Source organism: Streptomyces sp. NPDC006365, from assembly GCF_042870755.1.
Taxonomy (GTDB): Bacteria; Actinomycetota; Actinomycetes; order Streptomycetales; family Streptomycetaceae; genus Streptomyces; species Streptomyces xiangluensis.
Genome location: NZ_JBIAHS010000006.1, coordinates 380522 through 397895, shown reverse-complemented (window position 1 = coordinate 397895; position 17374 = coordinate 380522). Strand labels below are relative to the sequence as shown.

General features: G+C 69.5%; 15 protein-coding genes and 1 pseudogene. 8 read left to right on the top strand and 8 right to left on the bottom strand.

Annotation, left to right across the window (positions count from 1 at the left end):
- Window positions 1-25 precede the first annotated feature (25 nt).
- A complete protein-coding gene (locus tag ACFYO0_RS20085) occupies window positions 26-499 on the top strand; it encodes a carboxymuconolactone decarboxylase family protein (protein ID WP_388677456.1) in 474 nt (157 codons plus the stop codon).
- A 76-nt stretch (window positions 500-575) separates the two neighbouring features.
- Here the strand turns inward: ACFYO0_RS20085 and ACFYO0_RS20080 are convergent, their stop codons facing one another.
- Together ACFYO0_RS20080 and ACFYO0_RS20075 are read right to left on the bottom strand one after the other, a co-directional pair.
- Window positions 576-2183 (bottom strand): AMP-binding protein, encoded by a 1608-nt coding sequence (locus tag ACFYO0_RS20080; protein WP_388677453.1) that lies wholly within the window; start codon window positions 2181-2183, stop codon window positions 576-578.
- On the bottom strand, window positions 2180-3850 hold the full coding sequence (locus tag ACFYO0_RS20075; protein ID WP_388677450.1) for an AMP-binding protein: 1671 nt from the start codon (window positions 3848-3850) through the stop codon (window positions 2180-2182). Before ACFYO0_RS20075 ends, ACFYO0_RS20080 begins: the two co-directional genes overlap by 4 nt.
- Before the next feature lie 116 nt (window positions 3851-3966).
- On the opposite strand from ACFYO0_RS20075, the gene ACFYO0_RS20070 reads away from it, so the two are divergent.
- The 4 genes from ACFYO0_RS20070 (at window position 3967) to ACFYO0_RS20055 (ending at window position 10011) form a co-directional block, all read left to right on the top strand.
- Entirely contained in the window at window positions 3967-4794 is an 828-nt protein-coding gene (locus ACFYO0_RS20070; RefSeq protein ID WP_388677447.1) for a response regulator transcription factor, read from the top strand.
- 170 nt (window positions 4795-4964) lie between these two features.
- On the top strand, window positions 4965-7889 hold the full coding sequence (locus ACFYO0_RS20065; RefSeq protein ID WP_388677445.1) for an AAA family ATPase: 2925 nt from the start codon (window positions 4965-4967) through the stop codon (window positions 7887-7889).
- 457 nt (window positions 7890-8346) lie between these two features.
- Window positions 8347-9138 (top strand): S1 family peptidase, encoded by a 792-nt coding sequence (locus ACFYO0_RS20060; RefSeq protein WP_388677442.1) that lies wholly within the window; start codon window positions 8347-8349, stop codon window positions 9136-9138.
- Between the two features lie 216 nt (window positions 9139-9354).
- A complete protein-coding gene (locus tag ACFYO0_RS20055) occupies window positions 9355-10011 on the top strand; it encodes a LysE family translocator (RefSeq protein ID WP_388677439.1) in 657 nt (218 codons plus the stop codon).
- 31 nt (window positions 10012-10042) lie between these two features.
- Here the strand turns inward: ACFYO0_RS20055 and ACFYO0_RS20050 are convergent, their stop codons facing one another.
- A complete protein-coding gene (locus ACFYO0_RS20050) occupies window positions 10043-11158 on the bottom strand; it encodes a winged helix DNA-binding domain-containing protein (RefSeq protein WP_388677436.1) in 1116 nt (371 codons plus the stop codon).
- Window positions 11159-11336: 178 nt separating this feature from the next.
- Here ACFYO0_RS20050 and ACFYO0_RS20045 point away from each other — a divergent pair, with 178 nt between their 5' ends.
- A complete protein-coding gene (locus ACFYO0_RS20045; RefSeq protein ID WP_388677434.1) occupies window positions 11337-12503 on the top strand; it encodes a magnesium and cobalt transport protein CorA in 1167 nt (388 codons plus the stop codon).
- Window positions 12504-12571: 68 nt separating this feature from the next.
- Here ACFYO0_RS20045 and ACFYO0_RS20040 read toward each other — a convergent pair.
- The 5 genes and pseudogenes from ACFYO0_RS20040 to ACFYO0_RS20020 all read right to left on the bottom strand — a co-directional run.
- Window positions 12572-12835 (bottom strand): annotated as a pseudogene (locus ACFYO0_RS20040) (DUF3533 domain-containing protein); the annotation flags it as partial.
- Entirely contained in the window at window positions 12832-13956 is a 1125-nt protein-coding gene (locus ACFYO0_RS20035) for a 4Fe-4S binding protein (RefSeq protein WP_388677431.1), read from the bottom strand. The gene ACFYO0_RS20035 and the pseudogene ACFYO0_RS20040, both read right to left, overlap by 4 nt.
- 231 nt (window positions 13957-14187) lie before the next feature.
- The gene (locus ACFYO0_RS20030; protein ID WP_388677428.1) at window positions 14188-14523 is read right to left on the bottom strand and encodes a TetR-like C-terminal domain-containing protein; all 336 of its coding nucleotides are present in this window, start codon (window positions 14521-14523) and stop codon (window positions 14188-14190) included.
- A gap of 74 nt (window positions 14524-14597) precedes the next feature.
- On the bottom strand, window positions 14598-15419 hold the full coding sequence (locus tag ACFYO0_RS20025) for an SDR family oxidoreductase (protein ID WP_388677426.1): 822 nt from the start codon (window positions 15417-15419) through the stop codon (window positions 14598-14600).
- A 292-nt stretch (window positions 15420-15711) separates the two neighbouring features.
- On the bottom strand, window positions 15712-16185 hold the full coding sequence (locus ACFYO0_RS20020) for an SRPBCC family protein (RefSeq protein WP_388677423.1): 474 nt from the start codon (window positions 16183-16185) through the stop codon (window positions 15712-15714).
- A 257-nt stretch (window positions 16186-16442) separates the two neighbouring features.
- Between ACFYO0_RS20020 and ACFYO0_RS20015 the strand changes: the two genes are divergently transcribed.
- Window positions 16443-16571, top strand: coding sequence for a hypothetical protein (locus ACFYO0_RS20015; RefSeq protein WP_388677420.1), 129 nt, complete (start codon window positions 16443-16445; stop codon window positions 16569-16571).
- Window positions 16572-16727: 156 nt separating this feature from the next.
- Window positions 16728-17297: a TetR/AcrR family transcriptional regulator gene (locus tag ACFYO0_RS20010; protein ID WP_388677417.1), complete on the top strand. Its 570-nt coding sequence runs from the start codon at window positions 16728-16730 to the stop codon at window positions 17295-17297.
- Window positions 17298-17374: the final 77 nt, after the last annotated feature.

Here is a 17374-nt window from a genome sequence, read left to right as displayed (position 1 = left end):
ACCAACAACGACGGAGGAGCTCATCGTGGAAGCTCGCTTGGACATCATGGCCCGCCCGCAAGCAGCCAAGGCCTTCAAGCACATCGTCGCGGCGGGCAAGGCGCTCGCGGACTCGACGCTGCCGCTCTCGACGCAGGAGCTGGTGAAGCTTCGCGCCAGTCAGATCAACGGCTGCGGCTTCTGCACCGACATGCACAGCAAGGAGGCCATACACGCCGGGGAAACCTGGACGCGCCTCAACCTGGTCGCGGCCTGGCGGGAGGCCACCGTGTTCACCGAAGCCGAGCGCGCGGCTCTTGAGCTGGCGGAGCAGGGCACCCGCATCGCGGACGCGGCCGGTGGTGTCACGGACGAGGCCTGGGCGAACGCCGCCAAGTACTACGACGAGGACCAGCTCGCCGACCTGGTGTGCGTCATCGCCATCATCAACGCCTTCAACCGCGGGAACGTCATGCTCCAGACACCCGCAGGCGACTACCAGCCCGGCATGTTCGGATAACTCGGACTACGAGGACCACCGCGGCACACGCACGCCCCGGGCACCTCTCGCAGGTGGCCCGGGGCGTTGTGGCCGTCTAGTCCGCGAACTGCTCCCTCAACTCCACCTTCCGCACCTTCCCCGACACTGTCATCGGAAAGGACTCCAGGATCCGCAGCCTGCTGGGCACCTTGTAGTGCGCCAACTGCCCCGCGCAGAAAGCCCGTAGTTCCTCCAGGGTCAGCGGGTCGGCGCGGTCGCGCGGGATGACGCAGGCGAGCACCTCCTCGCCGTAGCGCTCATCGGGTACGCCCACCACCTGGACGTCCGCGATCTTCGGGTGCGCGTACAGGAACTCCTCGATCTCGCGCGGGTAGATGTTCTCGCCGCCCCGGATGATCATGTCCTTGATCCGGCCGACGATCTGTACGTATCCGTCGTCGAGCATCACGGCCAGATCCCCGGTATGCATCCAGCGCCCGGAGTCGACGGCTTCGGCTGTCTTCTCGGGCTCGTTCCAGTAACCGAGCATCACGCTGTAGCCGCGGGTGCGCAGTTCACCGGCGGAGCCGCGCGGCAGCGTCACCCCGCTCGCCGGGTCGACGACCTTGACCTCGATGTGCGGCAGTACGCGGCCGACCGTGCCGGTGCGGTGTTCCAGGTCGTCGTCGCGGCGGGTCTGGAGTGAGACGGGCGAGGTCTCGGTCATGCCGTAGCAGATGGAGACCTCGGCCATGTGCATCTCGGACACGACCCGTTTCATGACCTCCACGGGGCAGGGCGAGCCGGCCATGATCCCGGTACGCAGGGAGGAGAGGTCGTACGTCGCGAAGTCCGGGAGGTTCAGCTCGGCGATGAACATCGTCGGGACGCCGTACAGCGACGTACAGCGCTCGCTCTCGACGGCCTTCAGCGTCGCCGCGGGATCGAAGGACGGCGCCGGGATGACGACGCACGCCCCGTGGGACATGGCGGCCAGATTCCCCATCACCATGCCGAAGCAGTGGTAGAAGGGCACCGGCACACACACCCGGTCCTGCTCGGTGTAGCCGACGGTCCGGCCCACCCAGTAGCCGTTGTTGAGGATGTTGTGGTGCGAGAGCGTGGCTCCCTTCGGGAAGCCGGTGGTGCCCGAGGTGTACTGGATGTTGACCGGGTCGTCACAGCTCAACTCGGCTTCGAGTGCGGCCAGTCGCTCGTACGGGACCGACGCCGCGCCGGCCACCAGCTCGTCCCAGCTCTCGTCGCCGATGTACACCGTCTCGCGCAACTGCGGGCACTTTCCGCGCACTTGGTCGACCAGCGCCCGGTAGTCACTGCCCTTGTGCGCGAGTGAGGCGGCCAGGAGCGAGATGCCGGCCTGCTTCAGCACGTACTCCAACTCATGGGCGCGGTAAGCGGGGTTGATGTTCACCATGATCGCGCCGATGCGGGCGGTCGCGTACTGAATGAGCACCCATTCGGGACAGTTGACCGCCCAGATGCCGACCCGGTCGCCCTTCGCGACTCCCTTGGCGAGCAGCCCACGCGCCACCTCGTCGACCGCGGCGCCGAACTCCTCGTACGTCCAACGCCGTCCGGAGGGCACATCCACGAGCGCGTCCCGCTCGGGATACTCGGCGATCGCCCGGTCGAGACGGGACCCGATGGTGTCGCCGAGCAGGGGTGTCGTACTGGTTCCATGCGCATAGGACAGCTCGGTCACCGGAAGTCCTCCTCGCGGTACTCGGCGTCCGACCCCGCCGCCGTCGCCTCACGCAGCTCGATCCGGCGGATCTTGCCGGACACGGTCTTGGGGAGGTCGCCGAACTCCAGTCGGCGGATGCGCTTGTACGGGGCGAGTGTGGTCCGCGCGTGCTCGAAGAGGACCTTCGCCGTGTCGGGGCCCGGCTCCCACCCCTCCGCCAGCACGACGTACGCCTTCGGGACGGCGAGCCGCAGTTCGTCGGGGGCGGGGACGACGGCCGCCTCGGCGACGGCCTCGTGCTCCAGGAGCGCGCTCTCCAGCTCGAAGGGGCTGATCTTGTAGTCGCTGGCCTTGAAGACGTCGTCACTGCGCCCGACATACGTGATGTAACCGTCCGCGTCCCGCGAACCGATGTCGCCCGTCCGGTAGTAGCCGCCCGCCATCGCCTCCGCCGTGCGGTCGGGGTCGCCGTGGTAGCCGGTCATCAGGCCCACGGGCTTCTGGGACAGGTCGAGCGCGATCTCGCCCTCGTTCGCACCCGGTGCCCCCGACACCGGGTCGAGCAGTTCGACGCGGAAGCCTGGACCGGGCCGCCCCATGGAGCCGGTCTTCAGCGGCTGCCCGGGGCTGTTGGACACCTGCACGGCCGTCTCGGTCTGCCCGAAACCGTCCCGGATCGTCACGCCCCACGCCCGCCGCACCTGCTCGATGACCTCGGGATTCAGCGGCTCCCCGGCGGCGACGACCTCGCGCGGCGGGGTCCGCAGCTGGGTCAGGTCGGCCTGGATGAGCATGCGCCACACAGTGGGCGGGGCGCAGAAGGTCGTCACGCCCGCGCGGTCCATCTCCGCCATCAGGCGGGCCGCGTCGAAGCGCGTGTAGTTGTGGATGAAGACGGTCGCCTCGGCGTTCCAGGGGGCGAAAAGGTTGGACCAGGCGTGCTTGGCCCAGCCGGGCGAGGAGATGTTCAGATGGACGTCACCGGGCTTGAGGCCGATCCAGTACATGGTCGCCAAGTGACCGATGGGGTACGACACATGGGTGTGCTCGACGAGCTTGGGGCGCGCGGTCGTGCCCGAGGTGAAGTACAGCATCAGGGGGTCGTCGGGGCTGGTGGCGCCGTCGGGCTCGAAGTTGGCTGGAGCGGCGTACGCGTCCTCGTACGACCGCCAGCCGTCCCGCTCACCGCCGACCGTGATGCGGGTGTAGCGGCCGGGTACGTCGTCGAACTTGGCGGTGTCCTCGGCCCGCACGATCACATGCCGTACGAGCCCGCGCTCGACGCGGTCGCGCAGATCCGCGGGGCCGAGCAGCGGTGTCGCGGGGATGACGACGGCGCGCAGCTTCATCGCGGCGAGGGCCGTCTCCCACAGCTCTGCCTGGTTGCCGAGCATGACGAGGACGCGGTCCTCGGGGCGTACGCCCTGGTCGCGTAGCCAGTTGGCGGCGCGGGCGGAGCGTTCGGACAGGGCTGCGAAGGACAGCTCGACGCGCTCGCCGTCCTCCTCGACGATGTGCAGGGCCGTCCGGTCGTTGCCGCGTGCGATGACGTCGAACCAGTCGAGTGCCCAGTTGAAGAACTCCGGCCGGGGCCAGGTGAAGCCCTCGTATGCCGTGGCATAGTCCTCGCGGTGCTTCAGCAGAAAGTCCCGCGCGCTGCGGAAGCGCTCCGTCGGCGTCGTCATCCGTGGTCCTCCTCGAACACGGCCACATAGCTGGGCGGCTCAATGACATCGTGTAGTCGTGACGTGGATCTCACCACCCCCGAACGGGGGGGCGCTGCGGCGGAAGGGACGGGCAGATGGTGCCGGATGTGACCGGAGCGGTGGAGATGCGGGGCGCCCTGATACGACTGCGGCGCGCGACGGGGCTGCCGGTCGCCTTCGGCGGCCTGGTCGAGCCGGATCGCGGGCAGACGCGTATCTGCGAACTGAACGGTACGAGGACAACGGCGCTCAGCGCGCTCGCGGTGACGTCGGGCAACGGGCTCGGCGGCAAGGCCGTGGCCCTGGCCCGGCCCTGTGCCGTGACCGACTACTCCTCATCGCGGCAGATCAGCCATGAGTACGACGCCGCGGTCGCGGCGGAGGGGCTGCGGTCCGTCCTCGCGGTGCCGGTTGTCGTACGCCGCCGGGTGCGCGGAGTGTTGTACGGCGCTCTGCGTACGGCCCAGCCGCTGGGCGACCGCACGCTGGGCGCGGCGGTGGAGGCGGCGCGGGACGTGGAGCAGTCGCTGGTCGTACGGGACGAGGCGCAGGGTCTGCTGGCGGCGGCACGGGAACATCGGGCAGGGACGGCCTGGGAGCAGGTCCGTGAGGCGCACGGGGCGTTGCGGGCGCTGGCCCCGCGGGTCGCGGACCCGAAGCTGCGGGCCGAACTCCTCGCCGTCTGCGACACCTTGGCGGCTCCGGTTCCGGGCCCGGCGGCCGGTGGTGTGCGGCTCGCTCCCCGTGAGCTGGACGTCCTCGTCTGTGTGGCGGGCGGTGCGACGAACTCGGTCGCTGCGGAGCGGCTGGGACTGCGGCCCGAGACGGTGAAGACCTATCTGCGGTCGGCGATGCGGAAGTTGGGGGCGCATACGCGGCTGGAGGCGGTGGTGGCGGCTCGACGGGCGGGACTGCTGCCCTGAAGCAGGGCCTGAAGTGGGGCTCCATTCATGCTCGGGCACCCTGAAATCCCGTATACCAAAACCTGAGCACAACCCCTGACCCTGTTATTTCCCTCACGGTGCACCCCTCCGAAATTCAGGGGGTCTTTGCTTAATATTGAAACGGACACGACATGAGAGGGGCGGTGCGCGTGCGACGGGATGCCGAGGAGCCTGTCAGACCCCGTTCCGACCAGGTCATCGGCCGGGACGAGCTGCTGGGGCGGGCGCGTGACCAGCTCTCCGGAGGGGGCAGCGTCCTCTTGCACGGTCCGCCCGGAATCGGGAAATCGACCATGCTGCGCGCGCTGGACGCGGAATACGCCGAATCGGCCCGGACCGTGTTGCGCTGCTCGGCCACCGAGTCGGAATCCCACCTCCCCTTCCTTGCCCTCGTCGATCTGCTCGGCCTTGTCGCCGACGAGGTGGCGGACGCGCTGCCCTTCCCGCAGCGTGCCGCGCTCGAGGCGGCGCTCACCGGCCGCGGCGAATCGTCCCTGCACCGGGACGGCCTGGCGCTGCGCCTCGCGGTGCTCTCGGTGCTGCGCGCGCTGGCGGCCAGGGGCCCCGTTCTCCTCATCGCGGACGACCTTCAGTGGCTGGACGCGCCCAGCGCCGAGCTGCTCGGTTTCGCGGCACGTCGCCTCGGCAGGATGCCGGTGCGGATGCTCGGCGCGGTGCGTACACGCACGGAGCCGAAGGAGCAAGAACACGTTCCGTATCTACGCGCGTATCCTCCGGAGTCGCTCGCCCTGCGCCTGACCCCGCTCACCCACTCCCAAGTCTCCGAACTCCTCGCCGCCCGCGGTTACACCGGTCTGCGCCGCTCGACCGTCCGGGACATCCACCACACCAGCGGCGGCAACCCGCTGTTCGCGCTCGAACTCGGCCGTGCCCTGGCCGAGAGCCCGACGCCGCCCCGCCCCGGCGAGCCGCTTCCGGTGCCGACCTCGCTGCGCGCCCTGGTCCTCAGCCGCCTCGATCTGCTGTCCGCCGAGGCCCGGCGCACGCTGCTCGTCGCAAGTGCCGGGGCGCGCCCCACGCTCGCGCTGCTGCACGCCGCGGGCCGCGCCGACGCGGAGTCGGAAACGGCGCTCGCGGCCTCCCTCGGGCTGGTGGCGACAGGCGGTCCGGACGGCCAGGAAGGAACCGTACGGTTCGCGAATCCACTCGTCTCGGCCGCGCTCTACGCGCAGGCGACGCCCCAGGAGCGGCGGGCCGCCCATACCGCGCTGTCCACGGCGGCCTCCGACCCGATCGAGCGGGCCCGCCATCTGGCCCTGGCCACGACCGGCACGGACGAGCAGGTCGCCACGCGGCTCGCCGAGGCCGCGACCCTCGCCCGGGACCGCGGCGCGCCCTCGGTCGCGGCCCAACTCGGCCTGCTCGCCGCCCGGCACACCCCGCACGACGCCCAACCGGGCGCGGACGAGCGCCGGTTGAGGTCCGCCGAGGACGCGCTGACCTCCGGTGACATCGACCTCGCACGGGAGGTGGCCCGCGACGTACTGGACCGGGCGACCGACGCGGCGATCCGGGTACGCGCCTGGATGGTCGTCATCGACGCGGCGGGGCAGGCGATGGCCGAGGTCGAGTCCGTCTTCCCGCAGGCCCTCGCCGACGCGGGCGACGACCCACGGCTCCTCGCGCTGGTCCGCTACCAACTCGCCTGGCGGGCCCTGCTCGTCGAGGGCGAGATGACGAAGGGCCGTGAGGAGGCCGCGCACGCCGCGCGGCTCGCCGCCACGGCCGCCGACCGGCGCACCGAGCTGATGGCCCTGTCGTTCCAGGCCCAGATGGAGACCCTGATGGGGCATCCCGACGCCCCGGCGACCCTGGAACGGGCGCTGACGGAGCCGCAGGACCCGCAGGTGGCCTGCGATCACAACGGCGCGGGCGCCACCCGCTTCCGCTGGCAGATCATGAGCGACCAGCTCACCGAGGCCCGTGCGACGATCACCGGGCTCCTCGTCGAGGTCCGCAAGCGCGGCATGGTCGAGGCCGAGGTGCACTTCCTGCGCGGCCTCGCCGAGACCGAACTGCGCGCCGGACACTGCGGCAGGGCCCTCGACCTCGCCCACGAGAGCCTCGCGCTCGGGCGGGACACGGGGATCGGCGAAGCGGCGGGCAACATGTTCACCTCGCTCGCCGAGGCCGCCGGCGGTGACGTGGACCGAGCCCTCGCCCTGGCCGGCGACGCGGTCAGCCGCGCCGAGGAGGACGGCGACCTGATCTACCTCTCACGCGCGCTGGGCGCGCTCGGACACGCCCAGCTCGTGGCCGGGAATGCCGCAGGGACGGTGCAATCTCTGCGCCGAGCAAGGGAGTTGGAGCAAGGGCTCGGCATCTTCGATCCCGCACGCGGCCGTTGGCACGGTGACCTCGCCGAGGCTCTGATCCGGATCGGCGAGCTCGCGGAGGCGCAGGACGTCATCGACACCACGCGCGAGCACGCTCAGCGGCTCGGGCGGGCGAGCGTTCTGGCCGTACTGGACCGCGCCGAGGCGCTGTTGAAGGCCGCGCACGGCGAACACGAGGCGGCCGTACGGCAGTTGACGTCGGCACAGGAGCAGTTGGCGAAGCTGGGGTACGGGCTCGAAGAGGCGCGCGTGGCACTGGAGTTGGGGCGGCTGCGGGCGGAGCGGGCTGGTGGATCGGGGCTGTCGGGACGGTCGGCGCGGGGTGCGTACGACGAGGCGACGCGGTTGTTGCGGCGGTGCCGGGCTGTGCCGTGGCTGCGGCAGGTGGAGGCGGCTGTTGTCGGCGCCACGGGGGCGGTGGGTTCGATGGGTTCCCCAGGCGCTTTGGGCGCGGCGGGTTCGGTGGGTTCCGTTGTCGGCGCCGTGCCGCCGGCCGGCGGCCGGTCCGCTCCCGTGGAGCTCGACCGGCTCGCCTCGACGGAGCGTCAGGTCGCCGCGCTGGTACTCGAAGGGGCCACCAACCGGGAGATCGCGGCACGGCTGTTCATCAGCGTGAAGACGGTCGAGGCGACACTGACGAGGGTCTACCGGAAGCTGGGGATAAGGTCGCGGGTCGACATCGTGCGGCTGGCGGCGGGGCAGCAGCGGACGGGGTGAATCGGGGTCGTCCGGTGGGTGACCGCGGCCGTCGAACGGCGCTTGCACGCGCGGGGCGTGCAAGGGGTGGCCGAGGGGTCGTAGGGACCTTTTGAGCGGGGTCGAGCGGTGGGTGGCCGAGGGTCGTAGGGACCTTGTGAGCGCAGGGCGAGCGGTGGATGACCGAGGGGTCGTACGGACCTTGTGAGCGCAGGGCGAGCGGTGGATGACCGAGGGGTCGTACGGACCTTGTGAGCGCGGGGCGAGCGGTGGATGACCGAGGGGTCGTACGGACCTTGCAAGCGCGGTCGGGCGACGGGTGATCGAGGGTTTACCCTCGTCAACTCCCGCAGGGAGTTCCCTAATTGGGGAAACGAGAGGTCCGCTTCTAGCGTGGGACCCACGCCCGCAGGCCGTCGCACCCCCCACACCGCTCCCCCCACAGTGCAACCCCCCACCGGCACTCCTGAGGAGACTCATGTTCGGGCTCACCCTTGCCAAGAAGGCCATCGCCGTCACCGCGGCGGTGGCCGCAGCCGCAACAACCGGACTGCTCGGCGCGACCACCGCAAGCGCCGCTCCCAACCCCATCGTCGGCGGCACGACGACCACGGCGTCCGCGTACCCGTACGTCATGCAGATCACCGACTCCTCCCAGAGCCAGTTCTGCGGCGGCACACTCGTGCGGGCGAACAAGGTCGTCACAGCCGCCCACTGTCTGGTCGGCGAGACCACGAGCAGCATCAGAGTGGTCGGCGGCCGCACCTACCGCAACGGCACGAACGGCACCGTGGCCAGAGTCAGCAGAATATGGATCCACCCCGACTACAGATCCGTCACACGGGGCGACGACGTCGCCGTGCTCACCCTGTCGACGTCGATGCCGTACTCCCCGATCGGCTACGTCTCCTCCTCCGACACCGGCGTCTACGCGGCCGGCGCCACCGCCCGCATCCTCGGATGGGGCACCACCCGCTCGGGCGGCTCCTCCTCCAACCAGCTGCGCACCGCGACGGTCCCGACCGTCTCGAACTCCTCGTGCTCTTCCGCGTACGGCTCGCGCTTCGTCGCCAGCGACATGGTGTGCGCGGGCTACACGCAGGGCGGCGTCGACACCTGCCAGGGCGACAGCGGCGGTCCGTTCGTGATCGGCGGCAGGCTCGCGGGCATCACCTCGTGGGGCGACGGCTGCGCCGACGCGGGAGTCCCCGGCGTCTACACCCGACTGACGACCTTCTCCTCGATGGTCACGTCGCAGATCAACTCCTGAGCACCAACCCGCTCAGGTAACGCCAGGGGGCGTTGCGGGCCGCCACGAGCGGGTCGCAACGCCCCCTATCCACGTATCGCCCCATCCACGTGCCTGGACGGTCCATATCTCTGCACTGTCCACAGGCCTTCACTGTCCACAGGCCGGGACTGTCCACAGGCCTCGGCAGGTTGTCGGCGCCGCCTGTTTCAATGTGGCTCGATGGAGGTGATGGGCATGGTGTCCATGGATCGTTTCCTGGCCTTCGCGGCCATGTCACTGCTCGTGATCGTGATCCCGGGCCCCAGCGTGCTCTTCGTGATCGGCCGCGCGCTGGCCCACGGCAGGCGCACGGCGGTGGCGACGGCGTTCGGGAACGTCTTCGGCTCGTACCTCCTGGTCGTGGCGGTGGCCATAGGTGTCGGCTCGCTGGTCGAGCGGTCGGTCGTCGCCTTCATGGCGCTGAAACTTGCGGGCGCCGCGTATCTGGTGTTTCTCGGCGTCCAGGCGTTCCGCCACCGCAAGGACTTGAAAGCCTCGGCGATCGGTGCCGAGCCGTCAGGGGCGGTGGTTGCGGCCCGTGGCGATCTGCGGACGGTGCTGGACGGGGTCCTCGTAGGCGTCACGAACCCCAAGGGCATCGTCTTCTTCGCCGCAGTACTCCCCCAGTTCGTGGACCACTCGGCCGGTCAACTGCCGTTGCAAATGCTCCTGTTGGGTCTTGTCCCGATATCCATAGGCCTGATCACCGACACCCTGTGGGGCCTCACCGCGGCTGCGGCCCGTACTTGGTTCGCGCGCTCGGACCGTCGCCTGTCGGTGATCGGCGGCGCGGGCGGCTTCGCGATGATCGGGCTGGGCGTGACGGTGGCGGCGACGGGACGCGCGGACTGAGGCTCTGTCCGTAGCGGTTCTGCCTGTGCTCTCAGGCGCGTACGACGGTGCCGAACCGGATGTCGTACGAGGCTGCCGAACTCAGGACCGACAGCATCCGCTCCGCTTCCGCGACCACGTCGTCACGCTCGCGCCGGGTGAGGGGGTCGAACGGCTGGACCGTGAGCACGGCGCCCTCACGTGACTCCTCAAGCTGCCACACGCCCCTGAGGAACCCGTCGACAAGGAGGGTGCGGTAGGCCTGATTTCCTTGCCAGCTGCGCCCCTTGTACGCGGCGGGGACCACTCGGGAGCGGTCGGCGTGTGAGAGAAGCAGGTTGTCGAACTCGGGCAGGAGGCGAGGTGGGGCCGGGGTGCCGGGGTCCGGGCGGGGCGCGTCCGGGAGGTCGAAGAGTTCGACGCCGTTCTCGTCGCGGAAGGTGAGCAGCCGGGGCCGTAGCCGTTCGAAGGCGTCGCGGAGCCGGGTGAGGCCGGCCCAGGTCTGCATGTCCTTGACGGAGGCAGGGCCGAAGGCGGCGAGATAGCGCAGCACGGTGTCGTCGGGCGGGGGGACGGGTGCGGCGGGACGGCCCAGCCAGTGCTCGGCGGTGGTGAGCGCGACCTGGCCGCTTCTGCCCCACATGCCGCGTGGGGTCACCTGGACGAGGGGCAGTCGGCAGCGGGCCGCGACGGAGAGGGCGAGCGGGTCGGCGTCGGGCCACTCGGCGAGCAACGCCTCACGCAACTGCTTCATGGTGCGCGGCTCGGCCTCGACGAGCTCCCGGCTGATCGCGGCGAGCCGGTCCAGGTCGACGCCGACGAGCCCTTTGCGGAAGCCGTGCAGTTCCCGCTCGCGCGCGGCCTGCACCAGCGGCCGCAGTATGAGGCAGTCGTCGGCGGTGTGCGTATGGATGGTCGAGCGCATGGTCACGATGCGTACGACCGCACGGGCGCCCATCGCCGCCGAGAGCTCCTCGGGATCGAAGCCCTCGAGGCGGGCGGCGAGCGCGTAGTACGGGGGCTTGACGTTCTGTGCCTGGAGGCCGACGAGGTGCTCGATGGCCTCCGTCGCGGACAGGGCTGCCCGGCGCAGGAGCAGTTGCCGGTCGAGAATCGCCCTGTTCAGGGCTCGGGCGCTCAGCACGGGGGCGGTCGAGGTCTTCGTCATGCTCCGCAGATTAGCGAGGCATGGGGACAGGTTCTGTCCGCATGCCCGGGCGCTTCGACTCGGAACTCCCTGGCATCAGTCAGACTCGGGGGCAGGCCGGACTCGGGGATGAGCCAGGCTGTGGAGTAAGCAGGGACAAGAGAGACAGCTATTCGACTCGACCCGGGAGGCAGTCGCGATGCCGGAGCGCCGAGCCCGCCCCCTACCCGCCGCGAAGAGCATCCGCAAGTCGGTGTGGCGACGCGGCATGACCCCGTCGGAGCCACCGTCCGCGGAGCCGCCGAACCCCCGTCCGGCTCCCTCGCCCACGACTGAGGCGGAATCGCGCAGCATCGTCCAGGCAGCGCTCTATCGCGACGGCGTACGTGTCTCCACGCCCGAGTCGCTCGCCGAGACCTTCCGTGAGCTGCGCAAGCAGCAGGACGGTATGGCGTGGATAGGACTGGCCCGTCCGACGGAGGCCGAAATCCTGTCGCTGGCCGACGAGTTCGACCTCCATCCGCTTGCCGTCGAGGACGCGATGGAGGCCCATCAGCGTCCCAAGCTGGAACGCTACGGCGAGACCCTCTTCGTGGTCCTGCGCGCCGCCCGCTACCTCGACGCGCCCGAGGAGGTCGACTTCGGCGAGCTGCATGTGTTCGTGGGCCCCGACTTCCTGATCACCGTCCGGCACGGTGCGGCACCCGACCTCTCGGCCGTACGCCGCCGTATGGAGGAGAGCCCGGAGCTGCTGAAGCTGGGCCCCGAGGCAGTCCTGTACGCGATCCTGGACGCGGTGGTCGACGGCTACGCACCGGTCGTCTCGGGCGTCCAGAACGACATCGACGAGATCGAGACCGAGGTCTTCCGCGGCGACCCCGAGGTCTCCCGCCGTATCTACGAACTGTCCCGCGAAATGGTCGAGTTCCAGCGCGCCACCCGCCCCCTGGTCGGCATGCTGCACGGCCTGATGGCGGGCTTCGCGAAGTACGGCACGGACGAGGAACTCCAGCGCTACCTGCGGGACGTGGCGGACCACGTCACCCACACCAGCGAACGCGTCGACGGTTTCCGTCAGGCCCTCACCGACATCCTCACGGTGAACGCGACGCTGGTCACGCAGCAACAGAACGCGGAGATGCGGGCGTTGGCGGAGGCGGGTTTCGAACAGAACGAGGAGATCAAGAAAATCTCGTCGTGGGCGGCGATCTTGTTCGCTCCGACGCTGGTCGGGACGATCTACGGCATGAACTTCACGCACATGCCGGAGTTGCACTGGGTGCTCGGGTACCCCTTCGCCGTACTGCTCATGGCTGCCGTATGTGCCAGTTTGTACGTCATCTTCAAGCGGAAGGACTGGCTCTGATTGACTTGCACCTCGGGCTGGAGCCCGAGGATTGTGGCCTTCCGTTCCGTTGCTTTCTCGCCCATCACCTGCCAGTCGACCTCATCCCCGCTCGCGTTGGACTCCTTGATCGACTCGGTGATCCGAGCCCCCAGGTTGACCTGCTTGCCCCCGGCGGCTCCCTTGTCGGCGTTGACCAGGCCGACGGGCAGCTTGGTCATGTGATCGACCGGATCGATGTTGGCGCCGACGTAGAACATGGCGAACAGCAGCGCGAGTACGCCCGTGATGACGCCGTTGGCCAACCACAGAGGTATGGCGCGCAGGACACGGAAGGGGTGAATGCCACTCATGACGTACGTTGCCCTCGCTCGGTGGACGCGGAACGCTTCGCCGGGGGCTGCCAGCCGCCGGTGACTTCCTTGACGGGCTTGTGGGGGAAACGGCGCTGGGCGTACTCCTGCGCGTGTGAGCCCGGCAGGACGTAGAGCGTTTCCTTCTTGTCCTGGAGCGGGCGCAGCACGGTGTCCATGAACGACTTGCGGTCGTCCAGGTACGGGCCGAGGACGTCCTCGCCGGCGGGGCAGACGGCAAGGCAGTAGCCGGACTTGTAGCCGGGCGGTGAGCTCAGGCTCTGCCACATGGAGGCGCTCTCGGAATCGGTGACCCGGGAGCGGTAGTCGGCGGCGTCCTCGCTGTCGGCCACGGTCTGCGCCCAGTCGGTGAACCCGCTCATGAACTCGCGGTAGTTGTGCGTGGTGCAGGCCAGCGCGTCGAAGGCTCCGTCCTTGGCGATGGCGCCGACCGGGCAGGCGGCGACGCACAACTTGCAGTCGATACAGGGGTTGTAGTCCAGCGCCTGCCCGTACTCGCTCACCTCCGCGTCCACCAGGACGGTGACCAGCAGGACGAAGCTGCCGAACTTCGGGTGGATGACGTTGCGGTGCAGGCCCATCACACCGAGCCCGGCGGCCACCGCGACCGTCTTGTGCGCCACCACCCAGATCCGCTCACTGGGGAAGCGGTCCATCTCCTGCGGGAAGCCGACGGACGGATTGAGCGCGCGGTAGCCGGCGTCCTGGAGCGCCTGAGTGACGCTGCGCGCGGCATGGTTGGCCTGTTCGTCGGCCTGATGGAACTCCTGGTTGGCCACGCTGCGGGCCGGGGAGCGGCAGTTGTCGCGGTTCATCCGGACCGCCATCGCGATCAGGGTGCGGGTGCCGGGCAGCGCGGACCGCGCGTACTCGCGCTCGCCGGCCAGGTCGGGGTGGTCCAGGCTGACCGCGGCCGCGTCGTCCGCACCGGCCGCCAGGCACAGCTCGCGCAGCCAGGCCGCGTCGATCACCTTCGGTGGGCGCACCGCGTCACCGGCCCTGCGTCGGGCCAGTACGGCCTGTACCGACGGGTGGGCGGCCAGCTTCGCCGGAAGCCTGGGACTCGGCAGTTGCCCCTCGGCGTCGCGCGCGGCAGTCATCCGTGCTCCTTGTGACTCGGGTCCGGAACTCGCCCGCCTGCACGACGAGAAACCGATCAGTTTCACCACTGTAAACTGATCGGTTTCCACATGCAAGCCCGAGTTGCGGGCCCGAGTCGCGGACCACCCCCGCTCCACCCGCCTTCGAAGCGCGCCGCAATCGGTCCTCACGCCGACCGCGCCGTCAGCGGCAGGTCACCCGGCCACTCCGCCGCCCCCTGGAGACCACCCCTATGGGGCCGCTAGCCCCGCAGCCGACTCCTCACTGCCCCGCCACCCCGTCACCAACGCCCGCAGGACCCGCTCGTAGCAGTCGGCGACCGCGAGCTCCGGGGGCTCGTTCCCGGACAGCACCAGGGAGACCAGGCCGTGGGCTGTTCCCCGGACCGACAGCGCGATGACCTCGGGGTCGGACGCGGAACCCAACTGCCCGGCCCGCTGTCCGCGGCGCACGGCGTCGACGAGGGGCCGGTATGTCTCGACGACCTCACGCGGCCCGTCCACGTCGGACGGGCCCTGGGCACTGCGGTCGGAGAAGAGGATCGCGTAGAGGTGCGGGTTGGCCACGGCGTACTCGCGATAGGCCAGCCCCGATACGGATCACGTCCCGGCCCTAATCGTGTAAGGCTTCCTGCGCCCGCTCAAAGGCGCCGCCAGCCGTCGTCGGGGAGATGGCTGCCGGCCTGCGGGCCCATCCGCAGCATCCCTCCGTCCACCGCCCAAGAGGCGCCCGTGACATACGACGCACCCTCCCCTGCGAGGAAGGCGATCACGGCCGCAACCTCACGGGCATCGCCTGGGCGGCCCAGTGGCACACCGGGCCGCCGTTCGGCGGTGACGTCAGTGTTCTCCTGGCCGGTCATCGGGGTGGCGATCTCTCCGGGAGCGACGGAGTTGACCGTGATCCCGTGCTCGGCCAGTTCCAGCGCCATCACCTGGGTGAGCAGCCCGAGGCCGCCCTTGGCCGCGCAGTACGGCGCCGCGCCCACGCGTGGCTGATGCTCATGGACACTGGTCACGTTGATGATCCGACCGCCGTCACCCTGGGCGATCATGTGACGGACGGCGCGCTGAGCACACAGGAAAGGCCCCACCAGATCCACATCGAGGACCTGGCGCACGGTGCTGAGATCCAGGTCGAGGAAGGGCGTCATGGTGCCGATCCCCGAGTTGTTGACCAGCACGTCGATCCTGCCGAGCCGCTCGGCCAGCCGGTCGATGACGTCCGCGGCCTCCGGAAGCCCAGTGAGGTCCAGCTGCAAGATCTCGGCACGGCGCCCGGTCCGGCGTACCTCGTCCGCCGTCTGCCGTGCCCCTTCCCGATCGCGATGCCAGGTGACACCGATGTCCATGCCGGACTCGGCCAGCCTGACCGCGGTCGCGCGGCCGATACCGGAGTCGGATCCGGTGATCAGGGCCACGCGGGCGGCATCAGGGCCTGAGGCAGCATCATGCGGTTCCATGACGGCTCCACACGTGATCGACGATTGACTGCTCAGTCGACGTCGGCAGGGTGAACGAGGGCGCGCTGCACCGTCACGTCGCTGCCACGCGCCCCAAAGGTGACAGGTGCTGAAGGCACGACGAATGACGGATCGGGCGGGAGTGCGTACAGCGCGCCGCCGGTCATGCCGGATTCGGTGCCGGCATGAGGCGTGTGTGTGGACGGCAAGGGCGGCACTCGATTCTCCGTATCCCGAACCACCCGGTCACGCCTCGGCGACGGGTCCGCCCAGCCCTTCACGTCTCGGCTTGTCAGGCCGAACCAGAATCCTCGGGCCGCACGCGTCCCCGCCAGGCGCCCGTCTCTCCCCCGCGCTGTTCGATGTAGTCCTTGAAGCGGTACAGATCACCCTTGACCCGGCGGTCGATCACGCCGAGCATGTCCGCGCCCTTCTCTGCCATACCGGAAGGCTCGACGTCCATCGTGAGCTCCACCCGGGTGTGGGTGTCGTCCAGCCGTTCGAACCTGACCGATCCCCGCTGCCGGGTCTCGCCACCGATGGCCCGCCAGGTGATCCGGTCGTCCGGCATCTGGTCGACGATCTCGGTGTCGAACTCGCGCCGCACCCCGCCGATCTTGGTGGTCCAGTGGTTGTGCCGTTCGTCGAGCTGCCGCACCTCCTCGACGCCCTCCATGAATTTCGGGAACTCCTCGAACTGCGTCCACTGGTTGTAGGCCGTGTGCACGGGGACCTCGACGTCCACCGCTTCCTTCACCGTGCTCATCGTTTCCTCCTCGCTGTCGTTCCGCATGCCGTCGGGTACCCGGTCACAGAGGTCTAAAAGACCTGCGTACTGGCGCTGAACACTCATAACGGGCGCTCGGCTTCCCCGCTACAGGTCGACCGGCTCACCGAACGGCGCGAGACTGCTTCTACCGCTTCCTGGGGGACTTCGAGTCGCTGCGGCAGATCACCGGTTACATACGCTCGATCCCCTCCTACGGCACCCAGGGCGACGCGGGTCCGACCCGAGGCTGAGCGATGATGACCGTCGGCCTCGCGGCGGCCGCGCTGTTCGGCTTCGGCGCGCTGGGGTGGTACGACCGCAAGGGACCGCACCGCCGCATCCCGGTCGAGACGGAGCCGGAGAAGGCCGCTGCCCCGGCGTAGCGGAAGGCATCCCCGACATCACTCAGGACGGGGCCATCGCTCGGTTCTGTGCGGACTTCAGGGGTCCGCTCACCTGTGCGCGGCGCCGGAAACCGCCACGGCACACCCTGAAACCGGTCGGTTTTCATTTCGTCCGCATCGAGCTAACCTCGCAGTATGACCACCGGAGTAAAGCCAAGTACCAGAGAGCGGCTGCTGGAGGCGGCGGCCACGCTCACCTACCGAGACGGTGTCGGCATCGGCGTCGAGGCGCTGTGCAAGGCAGCGGGGGTGTCCAAGCGCTCCATGTACCAGCTGTTCGAGAGCAAGGACGAACTGCTGGCAGTGAGTCTGAAGGAGCGTACCTCTGCCTTCGTGGCGACCCTCCTGCCCGCGGCGGACGATGGCCGGTCACCCCGCGAGCGCATCCTGCACGTCTTCGAGCGGATGGAGTCGCAGGCGGGTGTCCCCGAGTTCCGAGGCTGTCGGTATCTGGCTGTTCAGATCGAGCTCAAGGATCAGAGTCACCCTGCGAGCCGGGTGGCCCACCAGGTCAAGGCGAACCTGACGGCGTTCTTCCGTTCCGAGGCCGAACAGGGTGGGGCGAGCGATCCCGACCTGCTGGCCCGTCAGCTCATCCTGGTCTTCGACGGCGCCAGCGCCCGTGCGGGAATCGGAGCCGACAATCTGACCGGGCTCATCGCGCCCACTGTGGCCGCCCTGCTCGATGCGGCAGGCATGCGCTGACGCATCGCCTTCCAGAAGACTCGGCCACTGATGCGCTCCCCGAGCTGGTGCCGACAGCCACAACAGCTCGCCTGACC

What these genes read in the sequence shown, in the direction of transcription:
- ACFYO0_RS20070 (WP_388677447.1), top strand. Translation starts at nt 3,967, where the DNA reads ATGGTGCCGGATGTGACCGGAGCGGTGGAGATGCGGGGCGCCCTGATA.
- ACFYO0_RS20055 (WP_388677439.1), top strand. Translation starts at nt 9,355, where the DNA reads ATGGTGTCCATGGATCGTTTCCTGGCCTTCGCGGCCATGTCACTGCTC.
- ACFYO0_RS20075 (WP_388677450.1), bottom strand. Translation starts at nt 3,850, where the DNA reads ATGACGACGCCGACGGAGCGCTTCCGCAGCGCGCGGGACTTTCTGCTG.
- ACFYO0_RS20035 (WP_388677431.1), bottom strand. Translation starts at nt 13,956, where the DNA reads ATGACTGCCGCGCGCGACGCCGAGGGGCAACTGCCGAGTCCCAGGCTT.
- ACFYO0_RS20050 (WP_388677436.1), bottom strand. Translation starts at nt 11,158, where the DNA reads ATGACGAAGACCTCGACCGCCCCCGTGCTGAGCGCCCGAGCCCTGAAC.
- ACFYO0_RS20025 (WP_388677426.1), bottom strand. Translation starts at nt 15,419, where the DNA reads ATGGAACCGCATGATGCTGCCTCAGGCCCTGATGCCGCCCGCGTGGCC.
- ACFYO0_RS20020 (WP_388677423.1), bottom strand. Translation starts at nt 16,185, where the DNA reads ATGAGCACGGTGAAGGAAGCGGTGGACGTCGAGGTCCCCGTGCACACG.
- ACFYO0_RS20010 (WP_388677417.1), top strand. Translation starts at nt 16,728, where the DNA reads ATGACCACCGGAGTAAAGCCAAGTACCAGAGAGCGGCTGCTGGAGGCG.
- ACFYO0_RS20060 (WP_388677442.1), top strand. Translation starts at nt 8,347, where the DNA reads ATGTTCGGGCTCACCCTTGCCAAGAAGGCCATCGCCGTCACCGCGGCG.
- ACFYO0_RS20015 (WP_388677420.1), top strand. Translation starts at nt 16,443, where the DNA reads ATGATGACCGTCGGCCTCGCGGCGGCCGCGCTGTTCGGCTTCGGCGCG.
- ACFYO0_RS20045 (WP_388677434.1), top strand. Translation starts at nt 11,337, where the DNA reads ATGCCGGAGCGCCGAGCCCGCCCCCTACCCGCCGCGAAGAGCATCCGC.